This window comes from Streptomyces sp. NPDC051180 (genome assembly GCF_040689545.1).
GTDB lineage: Bacteria > Actinomycetota > Actinomycetes > Streptomycetales > Streptomycetaceae > Streptomyces.
Genome location: NZ_JBFBBC010000007.1, coordinates 107,450 through 133,054 on the forward strand (window position 1 = coordinate 107,450; position 25,605 = coordinate 133,054).

Genomic DNA, 25,605 nt, shown 5'->3' on the forward strand with positions numbered 1-25,605 from the left:
AAGAGGACTTCGGTGAAACAGGTAGTACAGAACTACAAGAGCGGTGAACTGACGCTGCTCGACGTGCCGATGCCGGGGTGCAAGCCGGGCGGTGTGCTGGTCCGGACGGCCTATTCGCTGATATCCACCGGGACCGAGCTCATGAAGGTCTCCGAGGCCGGCATGTCGATGCTGGGCAAGGCCCGTTCGCGGCCGGACCAGGTGGCGAAGGTCGTGCAGAGCGTCGCCACCAACGGGGTGCCCGCCACCTACCGCAAGGTGATGGGAAAGCTCGACTCGTACACGCCGCTCGGCTACTCGCTGTGCGGGGTCGTCGAGCAGGTCGGCGCCGGCGTCGACGACGTGGCGGTCGGCGACCTCGTGGCCTGCGCGGGCAACGAGCACGCGCTGCACGCCGAGCTGAACTGGGTGCCGAAGAACCTCTACACCCCGCTGCCGGACGGCCTCGCCCCGAGGCACGCGGCCTTCGGCACCGTCGGCGCGATCGCGCTGCAGGGCGTCCGCCGGGGTGAGCCGCAGCTCGGTGACGTGGCGCTGGTCATCGGCCTCGGCCTGATCGGGCAGCTGGTCGTCCAGCTCCTCGTCGCCTCCGGCGCCCGTGTGGTCGGCGTCGACCCCGACCCGGCGCGCTGCGAGCTGGCCGAGAGCCTGGGCGCGGCGGCGTGCGGCGATCCCGCGTCCGCGGCCGTGGAGGCCGCCGTCGCCGAACTCACCGACGGCCACGGCGTGGACCAGGTGTACCTGGCAGCCGGCGGGAGCAGCAACCAGCCGGTCGAGCTGGCCGCGCGGCTGAGCAGGGACCGGGGCCGGGTCGTCGACATCGGCAAGTGCAGCCTGGACCTGCCGTGGAACGCGTACTACGAGAAGGAGCTCGACGTCCGGTTCTCCCGGTCGTACGGGCCGGGCCGCTACGACCCGGAGTACGAGCTGGAGGGGCGGGACTACCCGATCGGGTACGTGCGCTGGACCGAGCGCCGCAACCTGGCCTGCTTCCTCGACCTGGCCGCCCGCGGCAGCATCGACGTGGAGCCGCTGATCTCGCACATCTCCGACTTCGACGACGCCGTCGAGACCTACCGGAGCCTGAAGGACGGCGAACTGAAGGCCGTGGCCGTGCTGTTCCGCTATCCCGAGCACACGGCGGAGACGCCGGCGCCGGTGGTGGCCGTCCCCGCGGTCAAGGCGAACGGCGGCGGGCTGCCCGCCCAGGCGCGGTACTCCGGGACGCCGGTGCGGCTGGCGTTCGTCGGAGCGGGCAACTACGCGACGTCGATGCTGCTGCCGCACCTGGCGCAGCGCGAGGGCGTGGAGCTGTCGACCGTCGTCACGACGACCGCGCTGTCGGCGGCCAACGCCCAGCGGAAGTTCGGCTTCGCCGAGGCGACCACCGACCTCGACGCCGTGCTCGGCGACAAGTCGATCGACGCGGTGTTCGTGGTCACCCGGCACAGTTCGCACGCCGACCTGACCCGCAAGGCGCTGCTGGCCGGCAAGGCGGTCTTCGTGGAGAAGCCCCTGGCCCTCACCGAGGACGAGCTGGCCGGGGTGCTCGCGGCGGTCGAGGAGTCCGGCAACGACCGGCTCCAGGTGGGCTTCAACCGCCGGTTCTCGCCGCTGCTCCAGGAGGCCAGGAAGCAGTTCGGCACCCGGACCGGGCCGGCGAGCCTGCGCTACCTGATCAACGCGGGCCGGCTGGAGCACGGCAGCTGGTACCTCCGGCAGGGCACCGAGGGCTCGCGGTTCGCCGGCGAGGGCGGTCACTTCATCGACACGGCGAGCTGGCTGCTGGGCGCCGACCCGGTCTCGGTGTACGCCACCGCCACGCCGGGCCACGAGGACCTCCAGGTCCTGCTGACCTACCCGGACGGCTCCACCGCCACCCTCAGCTACGTGACCAGCGGCGCGCCCGGCTTCCCCAAGGAGACGCTGGACCTCGTCGCGGACGGCAGGGTGCTGCGGCTCGACGACTTCGTGCGCGCCTCGGTGTACGGCGCCAGGAAGTGGGTCAGCTCGCGGCTGCCGAAGGCCCGGGACAAGGGCCAGTCGGCCGAACTGGCCGCGTTCGTCAAGGCCGTGCGGACCGGCGGGCCGATGCCGGTGCCGCTGGAGTCGCTGGTCGCCACCACGGCGGCGACCCTCGCCGTCCAGACCGGCCTGGCCGGCGGTGTGCCGGTGACGCTGGCGGGCGCCCGATGACGATGAGCGCGGGCTGGTACCTGCGGCGGCTCTCCCGGATGGGGCCGCGGGAGGTCGGCGGCCGGGTCGGGGACACGCTGCGCAGGCGGCGGTGGCGGTCGGCGCGGCCGGTCCGCCCGGAGGTCACCGGCGCCCGCTTCACCGCGCTCCTGCCCCCGGGGACGATCGCCGCGGTGCCCCCGGACGCCGCGAAGCGCCTCGTCGCCGAGGCGGACCGGCTGATGGCCGGGCGCGGCGAGTTCTTCGGGGTGGAGCGCGACGACCTGGTCGACCCCGACTGGTGGTACGACCCGAAGACGGGGCGCCGGGCCCCGTGGGGCTACGCCTTCGACGTGCCGTACCGCGACGAGGAGGCGGTCGGCGACATCAAGCAGATCTGGGAGCCGTCCCGGCACCAGTACCTCACCGTCCTCGCGGCCGCCTACGCGCTGACCGGGGACGACCGGTACGCCGAGCGGGTGGCCGAGCACCTGCGGTCGTGGTGGGGCGCCAACGCGCCGCTGCGCGGGGTGCACTGGACCAGCGGCATCGAGCTGGGCATCCGGCTGCTGTCCTGGGTGTGGGTCCGCAGGCTGCTGGACGGCTGGCCGGGCGCGGCCGGGCTCTTCGAGGAGAACCCGGTGGCGCTCACCCAGATCTGGCACCACCAGCGCTGGCTGGCCGCCTTCCCCAGCCGGGGTTCCTCGGCGAACAACCACGTCATCGCGGAGACCGCCGGGCAGTTCGCCGCGGCCTGCGCGTTCGGCTGGTTCCCCTCGTCGGCGCGGTGGCGGGCCGACGCGCTGCGGTCGCTGGAGCGGCAGCTGCGCGCCAACACCCATCTCTCCGGCCTCAACCGGGAGCTGGCGACCGAGTACCACGGTCTGGTGCTCGAACTCGGTCTCGCGGCGGTGGCCGAGGCCGACGCCGCCGGTGTGCCGGTGCCGTCGACGGTCCGGGTGGTGCTGCTGCGGATGACCGACGCGCTCGCGGCGGTGGTGGACGGGCGGCTGAGGCCGCCGCGCCAGGGCGACGCGGACGACGGGCACGGGCTGGTCGTCGACGGCGCGGGCACGGACCGCTGGGGGTCGCTGCTGGCCACCGGGGACGCCGTGTTCGGCCGGCGCGACTGGTGGCCCGAGGTGACCGGCACCGATGTGCGCACCCCGATGCTGGCCGCGCTGATCCGGCCCGGCTCGCCGGCCGTGACCCGGCCGGCGAGCCGGCCGTCCCACTTCGCCGACGCGGGCATGACGATCCTGCGGGCGCCCGGGGAGATCTGGTGCCGCTGCGACGGCGGCCCGCACGGTTTCCTGTCGATCGCCGCGCACGCCCACGCGGACGCGCTGTCCGTGGAGGTGCGGCACGACGGGGTCGACGTGCTCGCCGACCCGGGGACGTTCTGCTACCACGGGCAGCCCGAGTGGCGGCGGTACTTCCGCTCCACCCTCGGCCACAACACCCTGCAGCTGGAGGGCGGGGACCAGTCCGTCTCCGGCGGGCCGTTCCTGTGGACCCGGCACGCCGGCACCCGCGTCCTGGCCGCGGACGCCCCCGGCGAGGGAGGGGGCCGCTGGTCCGCCGAGCACGACGGGTACCAGGGGTCCGTGCACCGGCGCCGGGTGGAGCTGACGGCCGCGAGCGGCGAGCTGAAGGTGGTCGACGAGGTCCGGGGGCAGGGCGGGGAGGTACGGCTGGCGTTCCACCTCGGTCCGGCGATCGCCGCGGACCTGGTGGGCAACCGGGCCGTGCTCAGCTGGACGCGGGACGGCGAGGACCGCTCCGCGGCGCTCGACCTGCCCGGGGAGCTGTCCTGGCGGGCGCACCGCGGCGAGAGCAACCCGCCGCTGGGCTGGTACTCCCCCGGCTTCGGGCGCAAGGAACCCGCCACCACGCTGGTCGGCACCGGCTTCGCCGACGGCGCGGAGGGGTTCACCACCGTGCTCAGGTTCCACGGCTAGGGGGGCACGTGCGGAACGAGCGGCGGCACCGGAGGGTGCCCGCGGCACCCCTGGTGCTGCTCCTGCTGGCGGTCGCCGGGTGCACCGGCCCGTCGGACGCCCCGGCGAAGCAGGCCGGGGCGCGCTCCCCGTCGGCGGCGGCGTCCGCGCCGGGAGCGGGCACGCCGACCGGGGCGCCGTCCCCGGCCCGGGTGTGCGCCGCTCCGCCGGCGGGGCCGGAGCGGGCGCCGGCGGGCGCGGTCACGGTCGACCCCGCGGTCGTCGGCGACCTGGCCGCGAAGACCGAGAGCAGCCCCCCGCGCACCACGTTCTGGCTTCGGCCGGGGCGGCACACGCTCCCGTCCGACGCCTACGCGCAGGTCGAGCCCAAGGAGGGCAACCGCTACCTGGGCGCGCCCGGCGCGGTGCTCGACGGCCGGCGGACCAACCAGTACGCGTTCGGCGGCACCGCCCGCGGCGTCGCCATCCGGTACCTGACCGTGGAGGGTTTCGTCGCGCCGAACAACGAGGGCGTGGTCAACCACGACATGGCCGACGGATGGGTGATCGAGCACGCGAGGATCCAGTACAACTCCGGTGCCGGTCTGATGGCGGGCGCCCGCCAGCAGCTCCGCGCCAGCTGTCTGCGCGGCAACGGGCAGTACGGCATGAACGCCTACAAGACCGGGGACACCATCAAGGGCCTGGTGGTCGAGGGCAACGAGGTCGTGGGCAACAACACCGACGACTGGGAGCGGCGGGAGCCCGGCTGCGGCTGCACCGGCGGCATCAAGTTCTGGGCCGTCGACGGCGCGGACGTGCGCGGCAACTGGGTGCACGACAACCGCGGGGCCGGCCTGTGGGCGGACACGAACAACAACGACTTCCTCTTCGAGGACAACGTCCTGGAGTCCAACGACGGCGCCGCGCTGATCTACGAGACCAGTTACAACGCGGTCGTCCGCAACAACACGATCCGTCGGAACGGGCTGGTCGAGGGCCGGGCGGCCGCCGAGGACGGCGACGGCTTCCCCTACGGGACGGTCTACCTGTCCGAGTCCGGCGGCGAACCGCGGGTCCGCGCCCGCACGGACCGCATCGACGTCCACGGGAACCTGATGGAGGACAACTGGTCGGGGATCACCCTGTGGGAGAACGCCGACCGGTACTGCAACAGTCCGGCCAACACCTCCACCGGCTACTGCACGCTGCTGGTGAAGGACACCGCGCGCTGCGCGCCGCCGGCGATCGCCGCCGCGCCGCTCCACGACGACTGCCGGTGGAGGACCCGGCGGGTCGACATCCACGGGAACCGCTTCGTGCACCGCCCCGCGGCCGTCGGCTGCACGTCGGCGTGCGGACGCATGGCGGTGCTGGCCGGCTCCGGCGACCGACCGGAGGGGTCCCCCTACCGGGCCGAGCGGGTCGGCGAGGCGATCACCCGCGACCAGGACAACCGGTGGCACGACAACGCCTACGTGGGGCCCTGGAGCTTCGTCGCCCACGACACGGGCCGGACGCTCGACGTGGCGCGGTGGCGGGGCACGCCGTACGGGCAGGACGCGGGCAGCACCTTCGACGCGGGGGGCGGTGACGGCGATGACCGCTGAGCGCACACCGAGGATCGTCGGCGTGGTGTGGGCGCTGCTCGCCCTCAACACCCTCGGCTCCGCCGGGGCGAAGACCGTCGTCCCGCTGCCCCGCTCCCTCATCCAGATGGCCACCATGGGCGCGCTGGTCGCCGCCTTCGTGCTGGCGCTCGCGGTCAACCCGCGGCTGCGGTTCCGGGCCAGCGCCTTCGTCTTCCTGCTCACCCTGCTGCTGGTGCCGAGCGTGATCGCCAGCGTGCACCTGGAGGTGGGCCTCGGCGCGCTGTTCCGCTGCGCCCGGCTGTCCCTGTTCGTCGGCACGCTGTGGCTGCTCAGCCGCTGGTGGGACGGCGGCATGACGTTCGTCCGCCACCACATCCGGATGTACTTCGCGGTGCTCGTGCTGGTCGCCGCCGGCCTGGTCGTCTCGCCGGGCACGGCGATGCCCGAGTACTACGGCGGGCGGCTGGTCGGCGCGCTGTGGCCGCTCACCCCGCCGCAGATCGGCCAGTACTCCGCGGTGATCATCGGGCTCACCGTGCTGCTCCTGCTGGGGCGCCGGACCACCGGGGCGAGCGCGGCGGTGGTCATCGTGCCCTCGCTCGTCCTGCTCGCGATGACCCACACCCGGACGGCCACCCTCGGCATGATCATCGGGCTGATGCTGGCGATCGGCTCGCTCGTCATGACCAGCGCCGCCGCCCGCCGCTTCTTCGCCTGGGCGGTGCTGTGCGCAACGGTGGCGGCGGTGGTGTTCAGCTCCGCGCTGCGGGCGTGGTTCCTGCGCGGGCAGAGCCAGGAGAACTTCTCCAACCTCACCGGGCGGGCCAAGGTCTGGGACGCCCTGCTGTCCGCGCCCCGGACGCTCGGGGAGCAGGTGTTCGGCATGGGCCTGAGCGACAAGTCGTTCGACGGCCTGCCGATCGACAACAGCTGGCTGGCGGTCTACCAGGAGCAGGGCCTGATGGGGGTCGCCATCGTGGCGGCGATGCTCATCGTCCTGGGCGGCGTCGCGCTGCTGCGGCCCCCGTCGCTGCCGAGGGCCTGCGCGATCTTCCTGATCAGCTACGTGGCCATCTCGTCGTACACCGAGGCCGGGCTGGGCGACGCCTCGGCGTACCTGCTGCACCTGGCCCTGGCCGCCTCGCTGCTGATGACGCCCGCCCCCGCCGCGCCGGCGGCGCCGGCGCCCGCCCCGGAGAAGACGCCGGTGGCCGAAGTGACCCGACCACGCGTTCCGCGATGGGCCAGGAGGTGACCTGAGCATGCATGTCCTTGTGGTGCACAACCGCTACTCCTCGGCGCAGCCGAGCGGGGAGAACAGAGTCGTCGACGAGGAGGTGGGGCTGCTGCGTGCGGCCGGCCACCGGGTCGAGGTGTTCGAGCGTCGCAGCGACGACATCGCCGCCCGGTCGCTCCTCTCCAAGGCCGCCGTGCCGCTCCTGGTGCCGTGGAACCCCTCGGTCCGCACGGAGCTCGCGGCGCGGCTGCGGGCCGACCGGCCGGACGTGGTGCACGTCCACAACGTCTTCCCGCTCCTGTCGCCGGCCGTGCTGGCGGCCTGCGCCGACGCGGGCGTGCCCGTCGTCGCCACGCTGCACAACTACACGCAGGTCTGCCCGCCCGGCACCCTGCACCGGGACGGCCGGGCGTGCACCGAGTGCGTCGGGACGGCCACGTCGCTGCCCGCCGTCCGGCACGGCTGCTACCGGAACTCACGGCTGGCGACGGTGCCGCTCGCGGTCAGCCTGGCGGTCAACCGGCGACGGTGGTGGTCGGGCGTCGAGCGGTTCCTCTGCATCTCGGCGGCGCAGCGCGACGTCCTGGTGCGGTCCGGCATGCCGGCCGAACGGCTCACGGTGAAGCACAACTTCGTGCCCGACCCGGGCGTGGGCCGGAAGGACGACGGCGAGCACCTGCTCTTCCTCGGCCGGCTCGCGGAGGCCAAGGGCGTACCGCTGCTCATGACCGCGTGGGACGAGATCGCCGCCGGCGGCGGTCTCGGCGTGCCGCTGGTGATCGCCGGCGCGGGGCCGCTGGAGCGGGAGGTGACGGCCTGGGCGGCGGGCCGCGACGACGTGCGGTACGTCGGCCTGTACGACCCGGAGCAGTGCCGGGAGGCCGTCGCGCGGTCGGTGGCGGTGGTGGCGCCCTCGATGGCCCGGGAGACGTTCGGCCTGGTGGTCGCCGAGGCGATGGCCGCGGGGGTCCCGGCCGTGGCCGCGGCTCACGGCGGCTTCGTCGAGCTCGTGGAGGACGGCGAGACCGGTCTGCTGCACCGGCCGGGCGACGCCGCGGAACTCGCGTCCCGGCTGCGCCGGATCGCGGCGGATCCGGCCCGCAACCGGGAGATGGGCGAGGCCGCCCGGCGCCGCTACGAGGACCACTTCAGCCCGTCCGTCGGGCTGAGGCGTCTGGAGGAGGAGTACCGCGCCGCGACAGCGGGGCGGTCCGGTGACGGGGAGGTCCCGTCACCGACCAGGGAAACAAGCACAGGCTCGCGCCGGGACACCGGCGTGAGCGGGGATGGGGGAAGTAGATGACACGATGCCGACTCTGCGGCTCGGCGGCGCTGGCGAGCGTGGTCGATCTCGGGGCGACGCCGCCGTGCGAGAGCTTTCTCGCCGCGGACGAACTGGACCGGCCCGAACCGGCGTACCCGCTGCACCTGCGGGTCTGCACCGACTGCTGGCTCGCGCAGATCCCGCCGCTGATCTCGCCGGAGGAGACCTTCACGGAGTACGCGTACTTCTCCTCCTTCTCGACCTCCTGGGTGGAGCACGCGCGGACCTTCGTCACCGACGCCGTCCAGCGGCTCGGTCTCGGCGACGACTCCTTCGTGGTGGAGGTCGCGAGCAACGACGGCTACCTGCTGAAGCACGTGGTGGACCGGGGGATCCGCTGCCTCGGGATCGAACCGTCGGTGAACGTCGGCGCCGCGGCGCGGGACGCGGGCGTGCCCACGGTCACCCACTTCCTGGACCCGGAGACCGGCGCCGGGGTCCGTGCCGAGCACGGCCCGGCGAACCTGGTCGTGGCCAACAACGTGTACGCGCACATCCCCGACGTGGTGGGCTTCACCCGGGGCCTGCGCGCCCTCGTCGCCGACGACGGCTGGGTCTCCATCGAGGTGCAGCACCTGCTGACCCTCATCGAGGAGAACCAGTACGACACGATCTACCACGAGCACTTCCAGTACTACACGGTCGCGGCCGCGATCCGGGCCCTGGCCAGCGGCGGCCTCTCGCTCGTCGACGTCGAGCTGGTGCCCACGCACGGCGGCTCCATCCGGCTGTGGGCGCGGCCCTCCGAGGTCGCCGGCGAGCCGAGCGCGCGGGTGGCCGAGGTGCTGGACCGGGAGAAGGCCGCCGGGCTGCAGGAGCTGTCGGGGTACACGGAGTTCTCCGCCCGGGTCGCCAAGGTGCGCCGGGACCTGCTGCGGTTCCTCATCGACGCGGCCGAGCGCGGCGAGACGGTCGTCGGCTACGGCGCCCCGGGCAAGGGCAACACGCTGCTCAACCACTGCGGCATCCGGCCCGACCTGCTCGCGTACACGGTCGACCGCAACCCCTACAAGCACGGCAGGTTCACGCCGGGCACCCGCATCCCGATCCTGCCGCCGGAGCGGATCGCCGCCGACAAGCCGGACTACGTGCTCGTCCTCCCGTGGAACCTGCGGGCCGAGCTCACCGAGCAGCTGTCGTTCGTGCACGAGTGGGGCGGCCGCCTGGTCTTCCCCATCCCGGAACTGAGCATTGTCGAGGTCAAGTCATGAAGGTCGTTCTCTTCTGCGGCGGCTACGGGATGCGGATGCGCAACGGCAGCTCCGACGACGTCCCCAAGCCGATGGCGATGGTCGGGCCCCGCCCGCTGATCTGGCACGTCATGCGCTACTACGCGCACTTCGGGCACACCGAGTTCATCCTGTGCCTCGGCTACGGGGCCCACCACATCAAGAACTTCTTCCTCAACTACGAGGAGACGACGTCCAACGACTTCGTGCTGCGGGGCGGCCGGACCGAGCTCCTCTCCACCGACATCTCCTCCTGGACGATCACGTTCGTGCAGACCGGCATCGAGTCCCCGATCGGGGAGCGGCTGCGCCGGGTCCGTCATCTCCTCGACGGTGACGAGATGTTCCTCGCCAACTACGCCGACGTCCTCACCGACGCCCCGCTGCCGGAGATGATCGACCGGTTCTCCCGGCGCGACGCCGGCGCGTCGATGATGGTCGTCCCGCCGCAGTCCTCCTTCCACTGCGTGGAGCTCGGCGACAACGACCTGGTCGGCGGCATCACCCCGGTGAGCGAACTGCCTCTGTGGGAGAACGGCGGCTACTTCGTGCTCCGCCAGGAGGTCTTCGACCTCATACCCGAGAACGGGGACCTCGTCGCCGACGGCTGCGCCGAACTGGCCAAGCGCGGACGGCTGGTGGCGCACCAGCACCGTGGCTTCTGGAAGCCGACCGACACCGTCAAGGAGCGGGCCGCGCTCGACGACGCCTACTCCCGGGGCGAGCGCCCGTGGGCCGTGTGGGAGCACGGCGGCGCGGGGGCCGACCGGGCCGGCGCCGCGGCGGGGACCGCGTGATCCGGCTGCGGCCCGGCGGCCTGGACGGCATCGTCGCGGTGGGCGCGCACTGCGACGACATCGCCATCGGCGCCGGCGGCACGCTGCTGACGCTGTGCCTGGCGCGGCCGGGCATCCGGGTGGACGCGCTGGTCCTGTCCGGCGGGGGCGGTGAACGGGAGGAGGAGGAGCGGGCCGCGCTCGCCGCCTTCTGCCCGGGCGCCGACCTGCGGCTGACCGTGCACAAGCTGCCGGACGGCCGGCTGCCCGCGCACTGGGAAGAGGCCAAGTCCGCGGTCGAGGAGCTGCGCGCGCGGACCGAGCCCGGCCTCGTGCTGGCCCCGCGCACCGACGACGCGCACCAGGACCACCGCGGCCTGGCGCAGCTGATGACCACCGCCTTCCGCGACCACCTCGTGCTCGGCTACGAGATCGTCAAATGGGACGGCGACCTCGGCCGTCCGTCCGCGTACCAGCCGCTGTCGCCGGAGATCGCCGAGCGGAAGGTGAGCCTGCTGCAGGAGCACTACCCCTCGCAGCGGCACCGGCCCTGGTACGACCGGGAGGCGTTCCTCGGGCTGGCCCGGATTCGCGGCATCGAAAGCCACGCCCGCTATGCCGAGGCGTTCGCCGTCTCCAAACTCACTCTCGATCTGGGGGAATGAACCTTGCGCGTACTGCTGACCGGTCACCAGGGCTACCTGGGCACCGTGATGGCCCCGGTCCTCACGGCCGCCGGACACGAGGTCGTCGGCCTCGACGCCGGTCTGTTCGCCGACTGCGTCCTCGGCCCGAAGCCGGCGGACCCGGCGGGGCACCGGGTGGACCTGCGGGACGTCACCGCCGAGCACGTGGCCGGTGTGGACGCCGTGATCCATCTGGCGGCGCTCTCCAACGACCCGCTGGGGTCGCTGGCACCGGAGCTCACGTACGACATCAACCACCACGCGTCCGTGCGGCTGGCCCGGCTGGCCCGCGAGGCCGGCGTGCGGCGCTTCCTGTACGCGTCGACGTGCTCGGTCTACGGCGCCGCCGGCGGCGACGAGCTGGTCGCCGAGGACGCCCCGCTCCGCCCGGTGACGCCGTACGCGGAGTCCAAGGTGCGGGTGGAGGACGACCTGCACGCCCTCGCCGACGGCGACTTCACCCCGGTGTACATGCGCAACGCCACCGCGTTCGGCTACTCGCCGCGGCTCCGCGCCGACATCGTGCTGAACAACCTGGTGGGCCACGCCCTGCTGTCCGGCGAGGTCCTGGTGCTCTCCGACGGCACCCCGTGGCGGCCGTTGGTGCACGCCGCCGACATCGCGCGGGCCTTCGAGGCCGCGCTGACCGCGCCCCGTGAGGCGGTGCACGACCGGGCGTTCAACATCGGCAGCGAGACCAACAACGTCACGGTCGCAGAGATCGCCGAGCAGGTCGCCGAGGCGGTGGCGGGCGCGAAGGTGCGGATCACCGGCGAGAACGGCGCCGACCCGCGGTCCTACCGCGTGGACTTCTCCCGGTTCCGCGAGGCGATCCCCGGCTTCGACTGCGAGTGGACGGTGAAGCGGGGCGCGCTCGAACTCGCCGATGCCTACCGCGAACACGGTCTGGACCGGGAGGACTTCGAGCGCCGCTTCACCCGTCTCGCCGTGCTGCGCGCGGCGTCCGAGGCCGGCACCGTCGACGACACCCTGCGGTGGCGCCGATGACCTCGCTCGGCGAGGAGATGCACGCGCTGGTGGAGCGGCTCTACCCGCTGTGCCGGAGCATCACCGGCGACGGCGTGCGCGCCACCCTGGACATCGTCGGCGAGTACCTCCCGCTGGAGGTGCACGAGGTGCCGACCGGGACCCAGGTGCTCGACTGGACGGTGCCCCAGGAGTGGAACATCCGGGACGCGTACGTCGCGGACGCCGCCGGCAACCGGGTCGTCGACTTCGCCGCGTCCAGCCTGCACGTGCTCGGCTACAGCGTGCCGATCGCGGCGACGATGCCGCTGGAGGAGCTGCGCGGGCATCTGCACACCCTGCCGGACCGGCCGTCGTGGGTGCCGTACCGCACCAGCTACTACAAGCCGGAGTGGGGCTTCTGCCTGGCCCAGGAGGTCCTGGACGCGCTGCCGGAGGGCGAGTACGAGGTGTGCGTGGACTCCACGCTCGCCGACGGCCACCTCACCTACGCCGAGCACGTGGTCCCCGGGCAGGTCGCCGAAGAGGTGATCGTCTCCTGCCACGTCTGCCATCCGGCGCTGGCCAACGACAACATGGCCGGCGTCGCCGTGGCGACGTTCCTGGCCCGGGAGCTGGCCGGGCGGACGCCGTACTACACCTACCGGTTCCTCTTCGCGCCCGGCACCATCGGGGCGATCACCTGGCTGGCCCGCAACAAGGAACGGATCGAGCGGGTCAAGCACGGGCTCGTGCTGGCCTGCGCGGGCGACTCGGGCCAGGTGACGTACAAGCAGAGCCGGCGCGGTGACGCGGAGATCGACCGGGTGCTGCGACACGTCCTCGCCACCTCCGACCGCCCGCACGAGATCAAGGAGTTCACTCCGTACGGCTATGACGAGCGGCAGTTCTGCTCGCCCGGGTTCGACCTCGGCGTGGGCTCGCTCACCCGGACGCCGTACGCCGGCTACCCCGAGTACCACACCTCCGCGGACAACCCGGACTTCGTCTCGCCCGAGGCGATGGAGGACACCCTCGCGGTCTGCCGTGAGGCGTTCGCCGTCCTGGACCGCAACCGGCGGTACCTCAACCTCAGCCCCTACGGCGAACCGCAGCTGGGACGGCGGGGGCTGTACGAGGCGCTCGGCGGCCGCAGCGACACCCGGGAGGCCCAGATGGCCATGCTCTGGGTGCTCAGCATGTCCGACGGCGAGCACGGCCTGCTGGACGTCGCCGAGCGGTCCGGGCTGCCGTTCGACACCGTCGCCACCGCAGCGGACGCCCTGTGCGGCGCCGGACTGATCAAGGCGTGAGGCCGATGACCACCGAGGAGGAGCAGGCGACGTCGTCCCGGGCCCCGGCCGGGGCTCCCGGGCGGACCGCCAAGCGGGCCATGGTCGGCCGGCTGTCCTGGGGACTGGCCGACCAGGCGGCCTCCAGCATGACCAACTTCGCGGTGGGCATCTACGTGGCGCGCTCGCTGGGGCCGGCCGCGTTCGGCGCGTTCGGCCTGGCGTGGGTGACCTACGGCGTCGTGCTCAACGTCTCCCGCGGGCTGGCCACCGACCCGCTCGTGGTGCGCTTCAGCGGCGTGCCCGAGACGTCCTGGCGGGGGGCGGTGGCCCGGTCCTCGGGCACCGCCCTCGGCGTCGGCGCCGTCCTCGGCGCCGTCTGCCTGGCGATCGGGCTCGCCATCGGCGGCGGCGTCGGGCCGGCGTTCGCCGTCCTGGGCGTGGTGCTGCCGGCACTGCTGCTCCAGGACGCCTGGCGGTTCGCGTTCTTCGCCGCCGGGGACGGACGCAAGGCGTTCCTCAACGACGTCGTGTGGGGCGTCGCGCTCGTCCCGGCCATGGTGGTGGCGGCCCACGCGGGCACCGTGGCCGCCTTCGTGCTGGCCTGGGGCGGGTCGGCCGCGGTGGCCGCGGCGTACGGCCTGCTCCAGTCCGGCATCCGGCCGCTGGTCAGCGGGGCGCGCGGCTGGCTCCGCGAGCAGCGCGACCTCGGCTACCGGTACCTCGTCGAGAACGTCGGCCTGAGCGGCGCGAGCCAGCTGCGGGCGTACGGGCTCGGCGCGATCGTCGGCGTCGGCGCGGTGGGCGCGGTCCGGGGCGCCGAGCTGCTGCTCGGCCCCTTCCTCGCCGTCCTGATGGGCCTGTCGCTGGTGACCGTCGCCGAGGCGGCCCGGGTCCTGCGGCGGGCATCGCACCGACTGGGCTCGTTCTGCCTGCTGCTGGGCGGCGGGCAGGCCGCCGCCGCGCTGGTCTGGGGCGGGGCGCTGCTCCTCGTGCCCGACCGGCTCGGCGAGTTCGTGCTCGGCGGCGTCTGGCACGCCGCCTCGCAGCTCATCGTGCCGGCCACGCTCGGTGTCGCGGGCGCCAGCCTCGGCACCGGCGCGGCGGCCGGGCTGCGCGCGCTCGGCGCGGCCCGGCGCAGCCTGCGCTGCCAGCTCTTCGCCTCCGCCTGCTACGTCGGCGGCGGGCTGGGCGGCGCGGTGGCGGCCGGCACGGCCGGCTCGGCCTGGGGCGTCGCCGCCGCCACCGTCGGCAGTTCGGCCGTGTGGTGGCTGGAGCTGCGCTCCGCCCTGCGCGAGCACCACAAGCACACCCTTCCCGAATTGAGGACGTCATGACCGCCCAACCCCGGCTGAGCATCGGCCTGCCCGTGTACAACGGCGAGGAGTACCTGGCCGAGTCCCTCGACGCGCTGCTCGGCCAGACCTACGAGGACTACGAGCTGGTCATCACCGATAACGCCTCGACCGACGGGACCCAGGACATCTGCCGCCGGTACGCAGCCCGGGACTCGCGCATCCGCTACCTCCGGCTGCCCCGGAACATCGGCGCCGCCCCCAACCACAACCACGTGTTCACCCAGTGCCGCGGCGAGCTGTTCAAGTGGGCCTCGCACGACGACCTGTACGCCCGTGACCTGCTGCGGCGCTGTGTGGAGGCGCTGGACGAGCGGCCCGAGGTGATCCTCGCCCACGCCGACCAGGCCGTCATCGACGCCGACGGCCAGGTGAAGGTGCCGTACGCGTACGGGCTCGCCACCGGCTCCCCGAGCGCGCCGGAGCGCTTCCGCAGCATGCTGTTCGAGCCCGGCGGCGACGACTTCTACGGCGTGATCCGGGCCGACGTGCTGCGCCGGGTGAAACCGCACGACAGCTACCACCACGCGGACCGCACGTTCGTCGCCGAGATCGGCCTCAACGGCCCGTTCCACCAGGTGCCCGAGCTGCTGTACTTCCGCCGCGACCACCCCACCCGCGCCGAGCGGGCCAACCCCTCCAAGCGCTCCCGCTGCGTCAACCTCGACCCGCGCCGGGCGGGCCTGCTCCACCCGACGCCGCGGCTGCTCGCCGAGTACGTCTGGGGGTTCGTCGCGGCGATCCGGCGGGCGCCGCTGTCCCCCGCGGACCGGCGCGCCTGCTACCGGCACCTGGGCGAGTGGGCGACCAGCCGGGCCAGGCCGGGCAGCGCCGGCGAGCGGGTCGAGGACCGCGCCCCGGTCGACCCGAGCCGGCTCGACTTCTCCGTCGACGCCCTCGTCGCCGGCCGCGAGGGGAGGCGGACGTGACGCGCCCGCGCCGGACCCCGGCGCGCGTCGGGGTGTTCGGCCTGCTGGGCTCCGGCAACCTCGGCAACGACGGGTCGCTGGAGGCCGTGCTCGGATACCTCCGGGACGACCACCCGGACGCGCTCGTCGACGCCCTGTGCGGCGGACCCGAGGTCGTCACGGCCCGGTACGGGATCCCCGCGACCCGGCTCCACTGGTACCGCGGCGAGTACCGGACCGCCTCGCGGGCCGGCGCCGTCGCGGGCAAGGGACTGGGCAAACTCGTCGACGTCGTCCGCACCGCCGCCTGGGTGCGCCGGCACGACGTGGTGATCGTCCCGGGCATGGGCGTCCTGGAGGCCACGCTGCCGCTGCGGCCGTGGGGCTTCCCGTACTCCCTGTTCCTGCTCTGCGCGACCGGCCGGCTGCTCGGCACCCGGGTCGCGCTGGTCGGCGTCGGCGCCGGCGCGATCAACGACCGGCCGACGCGTGCCCTGGTCCGCTGGTCGGCCCGGCTGGCCGCCCACCGCTCCTACCGGGACGCCCTCTCCCGCGACGCGATGCGGGCGATGGGCGTGGACACCGCGCGCGACGAGGTCCACCCGGACCTCGCGTTCGCCCTGCCGACCCCGCCGTCGCGCACTCCCTCGGGACCGCCCGGACGGGTCTGCGTCGGCGTCATGGCCTTCCACGGCGGCAACGACGACCGTGCCCGGGCCGAGGAGATCCACCGGCGCTACCTCGACGGGACGACCCGGTTCGTCCGCGCCCTCGTCGAGGACGGCAGGCCGGTCCGGCTGCTCACCGGCGACGCGTGCGACGAGCCGGTCGTCGCCGCGATCCTCCGGGCGGTCGACTCGCCGCTGGTCACCGCGGCCGAGACGGCCTCGCTCGCCGACCTCATGCGGGAGGCGGCAGCCGCCGACGCCGTCGTCGCCACCCGGTACCACAACCTGGTCTGCGCGCTGAAGGCCGGCACCCCGACGCTCGCGCTCAGCTACGCCGCGAAGAGCGACGCGCTCATGGCCGGCATGGGCCTCGACGCGTACTGCCATCCGGCCCGCGAGGTCGACGCCGACCGCCTCCTCGACCAGTTCCGGGCGCTGGAGAAGAACGCCCCGGAGCTGCGGCGGACCCTCGCCGAGCGGAACGCCGCCGCCGCCCGGCGTCTCGCGCACCAGTTCACCGCCCTGACGGCGGCCCTGTTCCCGACGACCGACCACGCCACCACCCCGCGGAAGGCTCCATGAAAGCGACCGAAGTGCCGGCCATCGCCGGCGCGTACCTGTTCGAGCCCACGCCGTACGCCGACGAGCGCGGCTTCTTCTCCCGCACCTTCGACGCCGACGTCGTCCGCTCGGTGGGCCTCGATCCGGACGCCTTCGTCCAGGACAGCCTGTCCCGCTCGGTCGGCGGCGTCCTGCGCGGCATGCACCTGCGCTCCGGAGCCGGCGAGGCCAAGCTCGTACGGTGCTCGTACGGCCGGGTCTTCGACGTCGTCGTGGACCTCAGGGCGGACTCCCCGACCTACCGCAACCGGGCCGTCTTCGAGCTGTCCGACGAGACCCAGGCGACCCTGTACGTCCCCGCGGGCTGCGCGCACGGCTTCCAGGCCCTGACCGACACCGCCGACGTCTCCTACCGGATCGACCGCCCGCACGACCCCTCCGAGGACGTGACGATCGCCTTCGACGACCCGGAACTCGCCATCCCCTGGCCCCTTCCCGTCACATCGATGTCCCCGCGGGACCGGCAGGCGCCGAGCCTCGCCGAGGTCCTGAAGCACCGAGAGAACTGAGGCGGGCGTGAGCACCGAGTACACCGAGAAGACCGCGCGGCGCGACGCGGCCGAACCCCTCGACCTGCCCAGGTCGCGGGCGGCGAACGAGCGCCTGCACGCCCTGATCCCCGGCGGCGCGCACACCTACGCCAAGGGCGACGACCAGTACCCCGAACACCTCGCCCCGGTCATCAGCCACGGCAGCGGCGCCCACGTGTGGGACCTCGACGGCAACCGCTACATCGAGTACGGCTCCGGCCTGCGCTCGGTCAGCCTCGGCCACGCCCACCCGCGCGTCACCGAGGCGGTCCGGCGGGAACTCGACCGGGGCAGCAACTTCGTCCGCCCGTCCGTCGTGGAACTCGACGCCGCCGAGCGCTTCCTGGCCACGGTGCCCACCGCCGAGATGGTGAAGTTCGCCAAGAACGGTTCCGACGCCACCACCGCGGCCGTCCGCCTCGCCCGCGCCGCCACCGGCCGCACCCGCGTCGCCCTCTGCGCTGACCACCCGTTCTTCTCGGTCGACGACTGGTTCATCGCCACCACCCCGATGTCCGCGGGCATCCCGACCGACACCGACCGGCTCACCGTGACGTTCCCGTACGGCGACCTGGCCGCCACCGAGGCGCTCCTCGACCGGTACCCGGGCGAGATCGCCTGCCTCATCCTCGAACCCGCCACCCACAGCGAGCCGCCGCCCGGCTACCTCGCCGGCCTCCGCGAGCTGGCCGACCGCCACGGCTGCGTCCTCGTCTTCGACGAGATGATCACCGGCCTGCGCTGGTCCGAGGCCGGCGCCCAGGGCCTCTACGGCGTCACGCCCGACCTGTCCACCTTCGGCAAGGCCCTGGGCAACGGCTTCGCCGTCTCCGCCCTGGCCGGCCGCCGGGAGCTGATGGAGCGGGGCGGGCTCCGCCACTCCGACGAGCGGGTGTTCCTGCTCTCCACCACCCACGGCGCCGAGACCCACTCCCTCGCCGCCGCCATGGCCGTCCTCACCACCTACACCGAGGAGGGCATCACCGCCCGCCTCCACGACCTCGGCGAACGCCTCGCCGCCGGCATCCGCGAGGCCGCCGCCGCCATGGGCGTCGACGACCACCTCATCGTCCGCGGCCGCGCCAGCAACCTGGTCTTCGCCACCCTGGACGAGCACCAACGTCCCTCCCAGGAGTACCGCACCCTCTTCCTCCGCCGCCTCCTCGCCGGCGGCGTCCTCGCCCCGTCCTTCGTCGTCAGCAGCGCCCTCACCGACGACGACATCGACCACACCGTCGAGGCCGTCGCCGACGCCTGCGCCGTCTACCGCAAGGCCCTCGACGCCACCGACCCCACCCCCTGGCTCTCCGGCCGCCCCGTCAAACCCGTCTTCCGCAGCCGGGCCTGACCATCCCTCAGCGACGCGCCGCCCGCCCGACGTCCGCCGTACGGTCCGCCACCCGGTCGACCGCCCACGCGACCACCGGCACCACCGCCACCGCGGTGCACCAGCCCCCCACGACGTCGGTCGGGTAGTGCGCGTCCAGCAGCACCTGCGCCCACCCCATCACTCCCCCGGCCACGATTCCCGCCGCCCACACCCCCGCCGGCCGCGCCCCCACCATCACCGCCACCACCAGCGCGAACGCCGTCAGGAACGCCGTATGCCCACTCGGATACGACAGGCTCCCGTCGTGAATCGTCCGCCCCACCACGGACTTCAGCACCTTCGTCGCCCCCACGGCCACCCCCACCCCCACCACGAGCACCACCACCCCCCGAGGCCGCCGCGCCATCAAGAACCCCAACGCGGCCGCCACCACCAGCACCACCGCCCCCACCGGCTCCCCCAGGAAGTCCACCGCCAACGCCACCCCCCTCCCCGCCCCACCGACCCTCTCCCCCACCCACACATCCACCACCCCGGGCTCCCCCTCCCCGGCCACCCCGACCCCCACCCCCACCAACCCCACCAACCCCACACCCACCGCAACCCACCGCCCCATACCGAACACCCCACCCACCACCATTCCCCCAGAAAAACCGCTTACCACCACAGACTACCTGTGCCCAACAGCCCACAAGCGTCCACCAGTTGTCGCTTCACCCCGCACGAGTGACGCGCCCGCCTTCCCCGAAGCACCCACAGGCGCGACGGTGGGCGTCGACCTCGACCTCGGCTGCATGATCCGCTGCACCGACGGCTCCAAGACCGTGGTCCAGGCCCTGGGCAACGCGTTCGGCGCGGTGGACCGGTTCCCCTACATCGCGCTCGACGCCGACGACCGCACCGGCGCCCTGGAGGCGGGAGAGAACCTCGTCATCAACCTGGACCACCAGGCCGAGTTCCAGAAACTCCTGCTCTTCGTCTACATCTACGAAGGGTCCGGCGACTTCCGCGGCCTCGACGCGGTGGTGACCCTGACCTCCGACCGCGGCGACCGCTTCCGGGTCGTCCTGGACGAATGCCCTCCACAGGCCCACGCGTGCGCCATCGCCCTCATCAAGCGCCAGAAGGGCGAACTCGTCATCGGACGCGAGGTTCGCTGGTTCACCCCGGCGGACGGCCCCGGCGTCCACGACGTGATCTCCCGCGCCTACCGCCTCGGCATGAAATGGACCCCCGGCCGGAAATGACCCTCCGGCGGGGCGCGCGCGTACGGGCCGGGTCGCCCGGTCGACATGCCCCCGCGCAGGCCGGGCGGCCCCGGCCGAAGGGCTGTAATTCCCGAGTAACGGCAGCTGTCTAGCGTCCGGGCTCCCCGAACCTTCCCCGAGGAGCATCCCGATGCACCTGCCACGATCGCCCCTGCGCCGATCCGCCGCCTGGGCGGCGGCCGCTCTGGTCGCCGCAGCCGTACTGACCGGCCCACCCGCCGTCGCGGCCGACGCCGCACCGTCCGCCACGGTGGACGCCGCCCTGCTGGACGCCGTGGACGAGGGCGGTGAGGCGTCTTTCTTCGTCGTCCTCAAGGACCAGGCCGACCTGTCCGACGTCAAGAAGCAGCGGACGCACGCGGCGAAGGCCAAGGCCGCGTACAAGGAGCTGCGCGCACACGCCGACGCCGCCCAGCGGTCGTTGACGGCCTTCCTCGACCGGGAGAAGGTCGGGCACGAGGAGTTCTGGATCGCCAACGCCGTCAAGGTGCACGGCGGCCAGGAGCTCGTGGAGCGGCTCGCGAAGCGCTCGGACGTCGCCTCGATCATCAAGGAGCAGCACTACGCGCTCGACGACGTCGAGGCCGCCGACGGCCGGATCACCACGGCGCGTACGGCCTCCTCCGGCACGGCCGCCGCCACCGTCGCAGCCGTCCCCCCGGAGTGGGGCGTCGCCGACATCAACGCCGACGACGTCTGGAACGGGTACGACGACCGCGGCGAGGGCATCGTCATCGCCAACGTCGACTCGGGCGTGCAGTACAACCACCCGGACCTGGTCGCCCAGTACCGCGGCAACAACGGCAACGGCGGCTTCACGCACGACTACAACTGGTACGACCCGACCGGCCAGTGCGGCAGCGGCGGCGTTCCCTGCGACAACAACGGCCACGGCACCCACACCATGGGCACGATGGTCGGCGCGAACGGCGTCGGTGTCGCTCCGAACGCCAAGTGGATCGCCGCGAAGGGCTGCGAGTCGTCCTCCTGCTCGGACGAGTCGCTCCTCGCCGCCGGCCAGTGGATCCTCGCGCCGACCGACCGCAACGGCCGGAACCCGCGCCCGGACCTCGCGCCGAACATCGTCAACAACTCCTGGGGCGGCGGCAACACGACGTTCTACCAGGACATCGTCGAAGCGTGGAACGCCGCGGGCATCTTCGAGGCATTCGCCGCCGGCAACGACGGTGACGGCAAGACCTGCTCCACCACCCGCGCCCCCGGCGCGCAGGCTCCTGCCTACGGCGTCGGCGCGTACGACGTCTCCGGGAAGATCGCGAACTTCTCCGGCTTCGGTCCGTCCCTCGTCGACGGCTCGATGAAGCCGAACATCTCGGCTCCGGGCGTCAACATCCGTTCCACCTGGCCGGGTTCGTCCTACAACACCATCAACGGCACGTCGATGGCGACGCCGCACGTCGCGGGCGCGGTCGCGCTGCTCTGGTCGGCGGCCCCCTCGCTCATCGGCGACATCGACGCGACCCGCGCGCTCCTGAACCAGGGCGCCCGCGACGTCGACGACACCCACTGCGGCGGCACCGCCGGCACGAACAACGTCTGGGGCGAGGGCAAGCTCGACATCCTCGCCTCCATCGAGAAGGCCCCGCACACCGCCGTCACGGTCTCCGGCAAGGTCACCGACAAGGACACCGGCGCCGCCGTCTCCGGCGTCACCGTCAAGGCCACGAGCACCGCCACCGGCGCACGTTCGGTCAGCACCGGCTCCGACGGCGCGTACCGCCTCTCCCTGGCCCCCGGCACGTACGACTTCGCGCTCAGCGGCTACGGCTACGCGCCCCGTACGGTCACCGGCGTCCAGCTCACCACCGGCACGCCGCTCACCCAGGACATCGCCCTGACCGCGGCCCCCTCGCACCAGGTCACCGGAACCGTCCTCGACGTCACCGGCAAGGCGCTGCCGGGCGCGACGGTCGAGCTGAACGGCTCGCCGCTCGCCACCGTCACGACCGACGCCAAGGGCGCGTACGGCTTCGCCAAGGTCGCCGAGGGCTCCTACAGCCTGATCGTGAGGCCCGCCGCGCCGGTCCTGTGCAACGGCGTCCACAACGGCACCGTGACCGTCGGTACCGCCGACCTGAAGCAGAACGTCCAGGTCCCGAACCGCACCGACAACAGCGGCAACAGCTGCGCCCCGGCGGGGTACTCCTGGATCGCCGGTTCCAAGAAGGTCGCGCTCACCGGTGACGAGGACTCCGCCACGATCGCCCTGCCCTTCCCGGTGAAGCACTACGGCGTCTCGTACACCTCCGCCTCGGTCACCACCGACGGCCTGCTCAACTTCCTCTCCCCGCGCGTCGGCGACTACGACAACACCGCCCTGCCGACGACCGGCATGAACGGCGTCAAGGGCATCGTCGCCCCGCTGTGGGACGACCTGACGCTGGACAGGAAGTCGTCCGTGCAGACGGCCACCACCGGCACCACGGGCAACCGCAGGTTCGCCGTCGTCTGGAACGACGCCGCCTACGCCGACGGCACGTCGGGCCGCTCCACCTTCGAGATCGTCTTCGAGGAGGCCACCGGCGCGGTGACCCTCCAGTACAAGGCGGTAGCGGACAAGGGAGCGGGGGCCACCGTCGGCATCGCCGACCAGTCCGGCGCCGACGCCCTCCAGTACGCGTACAACCAGCCCGTCCTCACCGCGGGCACCGCCGTCCGCTTCGCGCAGGGAGCAAAGTGATGAGAACCCACCTCTCGCGGCGGGGCCTCCGGCTCGCCTCCGCCCTGGTCGCGGCGGGCCTGTGCCTGAGCATCGCCCCGACGGCCCTGGCCGCCGCCGACGACAGCGGCTCGGCGATGAAGCTGAGCAGCACCGAGGCCGAGGCGCTGGCCGCCCACGCCGCGCTCGACCCGTACGAGGGAGCCGCCGCCGACAACACGGTCGCCCCGGAGGCCGACGGCTCCCCGGAGGCCACGGCCGACGGCGGCACCGCGACGGGCGGCGCGTCGACGAGCGCCGTCGACCCGGCCACCAAGGTCGCCATGACCGCGAAGTCCACGCTGGAGGGCGTGCGCGGCATGGGCGCCACAGTGCCGATCGGCACCAAGGGCGAGTACTTCACCGTCAACAGCATGGGGTACGTGCAGCGCCACGCCGCCGACGGCAGCGAGACATGGGCCCGCACCGGCAGCTCCTTCTTCACCGACTGGCAGGTCAAGCCGACCCAGGTGTGGCGGGTGGAGCCGTACCCGGCGCAGATCCTGATGGGCTACAACGCGGTCTCGCCGTTCTCGGCCAACTCCGACTCCGGCTTCTCCACTGGTGACCTGACCGGTGACGGCAGCCCGGACCTGGTGTTCTCCGCGCAGGTCGGCACGAACCCCTACCCGCGCCCGTTCACCGTGCCGGGCTCGACGCTGAACACCGGCACGTTCGTCACCGTCCTCGACGGAAGGACCGGCCGGACGCTGTGGTCGAAGCTGTACAACCGCGCGTCCCTGGTGAAGATCGTCGACGGGACCCTGCTGGTCGCGGACGCGCCCCGGATGAGCGGCGACCCGCGCGTCCCGGCCGCCGCCACCATGACCCTGACCGGCATCCGCTTCTCCGCGGCCGCCGACGGCACACTCGCACCGGCACAGACCTGGACGTACGACACCGGGGAGGCCCGGCGCGCCAACTGGGGTGACATCCAGGACCTGGGCAGGGGAAAGGTCGCCGTGTCCTGGAACCTGGCCAAGGCCACCGGTGTCGCGGGCCGGGGCCGCGTCCTCGTGCTCGACACGGGGGACGGCTCGGTGACCTGGCAGACCGACAGCATGCTGTACGCCCGTCAGCTGCGGGTGGACACCGGCCGCAGGCGGCTCGTCGCGATCGAGCAGGCGGACACCACCGACGCCGTGCGCTACGAGGTCGCCGCGTACGACCTCAAGGCCGGTCTGCGCTCGACGCTGGACAGCCGCGAGAACGTGGTGCCCACCGCCCTTGCGGTCGGCGACCTCGGCGCGAAGGCGGGGGACGAGTACGCCGTCGCGGAGTCCTCGCTCGACGAGAACCTGTGGATCAGTGCCAGCACCGTCCGCGCCGTCGACGGCACCGACGCGGGCAAGGTCCTGTGGTCGAGCACGATCAAGCGGAACGCCGCCAACGGCAAGGACGGGCCCAGCGTCTGGGGCCTGCGGGTGGCCGACGGCTCCCTGATCACCTCCGCCCAGGACGACCGCGCCATGGACGACGCCGAGAACCGGGGCGGCCTGCGCTACGCCTCACTGACCGTGTTCTCCGGCAAGGGCGCCGTGAAGTGGCAGTCGAAGGGCGTCGCCGCCGCGCCGATGTACCAGGACGTCCACACCGACGCCCGGGGCACGCATGTGCGCGTCGTCGACCAGGCGCAGAACGTCCGCACCTTCAAGCTGGGCAGCGGCAAGGCCGAGAACGTCACACCGCTGCAGGCCGACATCGCCTACGCCAAGGGCGCCGACCTGAACAAGGACGGCGCGTCCGACCTGATCATGGGCGGTTCGTCCAACGGTGTGTGGGCCTACTCGGGCCCGTCGCTCGTCGACGGCGGCACGCCGCAGAAGCTGTGGCAGGCCACCGTCCCCGGCGCGGTCCACGACATCCAGACCGGTGACGTGAACGGTGACGGCCGGACCGAGATCGTGGTCGCGGCCGACACCGCGACGGTCGTCCTCGACGGGCGGACGGGCCGGACGCTCACCACCGTCGAGGCCCCCGAGGGCCGGTTCGTCCGCTCGACGACACTGGCCGACCTCGACGGCGACGGCGAGCTGGACCTCCTCGTCCCGACGGACGCGCTCCGCGCCTACCACGGCGACGGCCACACCCTGTGGACGTACAGCGCTCCCACCGAGGCCGGCGACGTGCGGTTCGCCGACCCGTCGGTGAACGACGGCCGGGTGTACGCCTCGTACGCGAGCCTGAACGCGTACGACCTCGACGCCCCGGTGACGAACGCGGTCGCGCTGAACGCCGGCACCGGCAAGGTCCGCTGGTCCGTGGCGCCGACGCCGCCCGCCACGGCGGTCGGCGGCATCCGCACCGCCATCCCGAACGAGGGCGTCTTCGCCTCGAAGGAGATCCCCTACGCCGCCGGGCACGCGGTGGTCTACCTGTGGGCCGTCAGCGCGCCCATCAAGTGGGACACCACCGCGCTCAGCCCGCAGAACTTCTTCGAGATCCGCGACGGCCGCACCGGCGAGGTGCTCCACTCCGGGCTCGCGGGCGGTCTGTGGACGCACAACAGCTACTTCGCCAAGGACGGCGTGCTGTACGAGGGCGGAACGGCCTCGTTCCGGCGCTACCGGGCGAACGGCGACGACACGACGCAGTTCGTCACGCCGCAGTCGTACGGCGGTGGCTTCGTGACCGGTCCGGGCGGGCGTGAGCTCCTGGGAGCGGGCTCCGAGGCCGGCCTGTACCTCTGGGACCCGAGCATCCTCGACTCCGAGGACTCCTGGGCGCCGTCCGTCGGCAGCATCGGCAGCCTCGTGGGCGCCCGCAACTACTTCGCGGGCGACCTCGACGGCGACGGCGTCGACGAGATGCTCACCCTCAACAGCGACGACCACGGCCGGGATCGTGCCGCCGCGTTGTTCGGCGGCGGGTACTTCGTCACCGACAACGGCATCCACCAGGTCACCACGTACAAGCTCTCCTGAGCTCCCGCTGACGTGAACCGTTGATCCGAGGCCCCCCTGGGCACACCGCCCCGGGGGGCCTCGGC

At 73.1% G+C, this 25,605-nt stretch carries 19 protein-coding genes; 18 read left to right on the forward strand and 1 reads right to left on the reverse strand.

Annotation, left to right across the window (positions count from 1 at the left end; genetic code table 11):
* The first annotated feature begins 12 nt into the window (after positions 1–12).
* From AB0424_RS15210 to AB0424_RS15280, 15 genes are read left to right on the forward strand one after another with little or no spacing between them, the layout of a single operon-like run.
* The gene (locus AB0424_RS15210) at positions 13–2,196 is read left to right on the forward strand and encodes a bi-domain-containing oxidoreductase (protein ID WP_366305471.1); all 2,184 of its coding nucleotides are present in this window, start codon (positions 13–15) and stop codon (positions 2,194–2,196) included.
* Entirely contained in the window at positions 2,193–4,136 is a 1,944-nt protein-coding gene (locus AB0424_RS15215) for an alginate lyase family protein (RefSeq protein ID WP_366305473.1), read from the forward strand. Before AB0424_RS15210 ends, AB0424_RS15215 begins: the two co-directional genes overlap by 4 nt.
* Positions 4,137–4,171: 35 nt before the next feature.
* Entirely contained in the window at positions 4,172–5,725 is a 1,554-nt protein-coding gene (locus tag AB0424_RS15220) for a right-handed parallel beta-helix repeat-containing protein (RefSeq protein ID WP_366305474.1), read from the forward strand.
* Positions 5,715–6,962 carry an O-antigen ligase domain-containing protein gene (locus tag AB0424_RS15225; protein ID WP_366305476.1) on the forward strand — a complete coding sequence of 416 codons (1,248 nt, stop codon included), beginning with the start codon at positions 5,715–5,717 and terminating at the stop codon, positions 6,960–6,962. Before AB0424_RS15220 ends, AB0424_RS15225 begins: the two co-directional genes overlap by 11 nt.
* Positions 6,963–6,969: 7 nt before the next feature.
* Positions 6,970–8,247 carry a glycosyltransferase gene (locus AB0424_RS15230; RefSeq protein WP_366305478.1) on the forward strand — a complete coding sequence of 426 codons (1,278 nt, stop codon included), beginning with the start codon at positions 6,970–6,972 and terminating at the stop codon, positions 8,245–8,247.
* Positions 8,244–9,479: a class I SAM-dependent methyltransferase gene (locus AB0424_RS15235; protein WP_366305479.1), complete on the forward strand. Its 1,236-nt coding sequence runs from the start codon at positions 8,244–8,246 to the stop codon at positions 9,477–9,479. Before AB0424_RS15230 ends, AB0424_RS15235 begins: the two co-directional genes overlap by 4 nt.
* Entirely contained in the window at positions 9,476–10,294 is an 819-nt protein-coding gene (locus AB0424_RS15240; protein WP_366305481.1) for a glucose-1-phosphate cytidylyltransferase, read from the forward strand. Before AB0424_RS15235 ends, AB0424_RS15240 begins: the two co-directional genes overlap by 4 nt.
* Positions 10,291–10,938 (forward strand): PIG-L family deacetylase, encoded by a 648-nt coding sequence (locus AB0424_RS15245; protein ID WP_366305482.1) that lies wholly within the window; start codon positions 10,291–10,293, stop codon positions 10,936–10,938. Before AB0424_RS15240 ends, AB0424_RS15245 begins: the two co-directional genes overlap by 4 nt.
* A 3-nt stretch (positions 10,939–10,941) precedes the next feature.
* Entirely contained in the window at positions 10,942–11,967 is a 1,026-nt protein-coding gene (locus AB0424_RS15250; protein ID WP_366305483.1) for an SDR family oxidoreductase, read from the forward strand.
* The gene (locus AB0424_RS15255) at positions 11,955–13,238 is read left to right on the forward strand and encodes a DUF4910 domain-containing protein (protein WP_366305485.1); all 1,284 of its coding nucleotides are present in this window, start codon (positions 11,955–11,957) and stop codon (positions 13,236–13,238) included. The genes AB0424_RS15250 and AB0424_RS15255 overlap by 13 nt, the downstream gene beginning before the upstream one ends.
* 5 nt (positions 13,239–13,243) lie before the next feature.
* Positions 13,244–14,554, forward strand: a complete 1,311-nt coding sequence (locus AB0424_RS15260; RefSeq protein WP_366305487.1) for a hypothetical protein — start codon at positions 13,244–13,246, stop codon at positions 14,552–14,554.
* Complete coding sequence (locus AB0424_RS15265) at positions 14,551–15,501, forward strand: glycosyltransferase family 2 protein (protein WP_366305488.1); 951 nt, start codon at positions 14,551–14,553, stop codon at positions 15,499–15,501. Before AB0424_RS15260 ends, AB0424_RS15265 begins: the two co-directional genes overlap by 4 nt.
* The gene (locus AB0424_RS15270; protein ID WP_366305490.1) at positions 15,498–16,730 is read left to right on the forward strand and encodes a polysaccharide pyruvyl transferase family protein; all 1,233 of its coding nucleotides are present in this window, start codon (positions 15,498–15,500) and stop codon (positions 16,728–16,730) included. Before AB0424_RS15265 ends, AB0424_RS15270 begins: the two co-directional genes overlap by 4 nt.
* A complete protein-coding gene (gene rfbC / locus AB0424_RS15275) occupies positions 16,727–17,278 on the forward strand; it encodes a dTDP-4-dehydrorhamnose 3,5-epimerase (RefSeq protein ID WP_366305492.1) in 552 nt (183 codons plus the stop codon). The genes AB0424_RS15270 and rfbC overlap by 4 nt, the downstream gene beginning before the upstream one ends.
* A gap of 7 nt (positions 17,279–17,285) precedes the next feature.
* Positions 17,286–18,647, forward strand: a complete 1,362-nt coding sequence (locus tag AB0424_RS15280) for a glutamate-1-semialdehyde 2,1-aminomutase (RefSeq protein WP_366305493.1) — start codon at positions 17,286–17,288, stop codon at positions 18,645–18,647.
* A gap of 7 nt (positions 18,648–18,654) precedes the next feature.
* Here AB0424_RS15280 and AB0424_RS15285 read toward each other — a convergent pair whose 3' ends face one another.
* Positions 18,655–19,101: a phosphatase PAP2 family protein gene (locus AB0424_RS15285; protein ID WP_366305763.1), complete on the reverse strand. Its 447-nt coding sequence runs from the start codon at positions 19,099–19,101 to the stop codon at positions 18,655–18,657.
* 295 nt (positions 19,102–19,396) lie between these two features.
* On the opposite strand from AB0424_RS15285, the gene AB0424_RS15290 reads away from it, so the two are divergent.
* From AB0424_RS15290 to AB0424_RS15300, 3 genes are all read left to right on the forward strand, one after another.
* A complete protein-coding gene (locus tag AB0424_RS15290) occupies positions 19,397–19,876 on the forward strand; it encodes a hypothetical protein (RefSeq protein ID WP_366305495.1) in 480 nt (159 codons plus the stop codon).
* A 151-nt stretch (positions 19,877–20,027) separates the two neighbouring features.
* Complete coding sequence (locus AB0424_RS15295) at positions 20,028–22,598, forward strand: S8 family serine peptidase (RefSeq protein WP_366305496.1); 2,571 nt, start codon at positions 20,028–20,030, stop codon at positions 22,596–22,598.
* Positions 22,598–25,540, forward strand: coding sequence for a VCBS repeat-containing protein (locus tag AB0424_RS15300; protein ID WP_366305498.1), 2,943 nt, complete (start codon positions 22,598–22,600; stop codon positions 25,538–25,540). Before AB0424_RS15295 ends, AB0424_RS15300 begins: the two co-directional genes overlap by 1 nt.
* The last annotated feature ends 65 nt before the right edge of the window (positions 25,541–25,605 follow it).

What these genes read in the sequence shown, in the direction of transcription:
- AB0424_RS15215 (WP_366305473.1), top strand. Translation starts at nt 2,193, where the DNA reads ATGACGATGAGCGCGGGCTGGTACCTGCGGCGGCTCTCCCGGATGGGG.
- AB0424_RS15225 (WP_366305476.1), top strand. Translation starts at nt 5,715, where the DNA reads ATGACCGCTGAGCGCACACCGAGGATCGTCGGCGTGGTGTGGGCGCTG.
- AB0424_RS15230 (WP_366305478.1), top strand. Translation starts at nt 6,970, where the DNA reads ATGCATGTCCTTGTGGTGCACAACCGCTACTCCTCGGCGCAGCCGAGC.
- AB0424_RS15235 (WP_366305479.1), top strand. Translation starts at nt 8,244, where the DNA reads ATGACACGATGCCGACTCTGCGGCTCGGCGGCGCTGGCGAGCGTGGTC.
- AB0424_RS15240 (WP_366305481.1), top strand. Translation starts at nt 9,476, where the DNA reads ATGAAGGTCGTTCTCTTCTGCGGCGGCTACGGGATGCGGATGCGCAAC.
- AB0424_RS15260 (WP_366305487.1), top strand. Translation starts at nt 13,244, where the DNA reads ATGACCACCGAGGAGGAGCAGGCGACGTCGTCCCGGGCCCCGGCCGGG.
- AB0424_RS15265 (WP_366305488.1), top strand. Translation starts at nt 14,551, where the DNA reads ATGACCGCCCAACCCCGGCTGAGCATCGGCCTGCCCGTGTACAACGGC.
- rfbC (WP_366305492.1), top strand. Translation starts at nt 16,727, where the DNA reads ATGAAAGCGACCGAAGTGCCGGCCATCGCCGGCGCGTACCTGTTCGAG.
- AB0424_RS15295 (WP_366305496.1), top strand. Translation starts at nt 20,028, where the DNA reads ATGCACCTGCCACGATCGCCCCTGCGCCGATCCGCCGCCTGGGCGGCG.
- AB0424_RS15300 (WP_366305498.1), top strand. Translation starts at nt 22,598, where the DNA reads ATGAGAACCCACCTCTCGCGGCGGGGCCTCCGGCTCGCCTCCGCCCTG.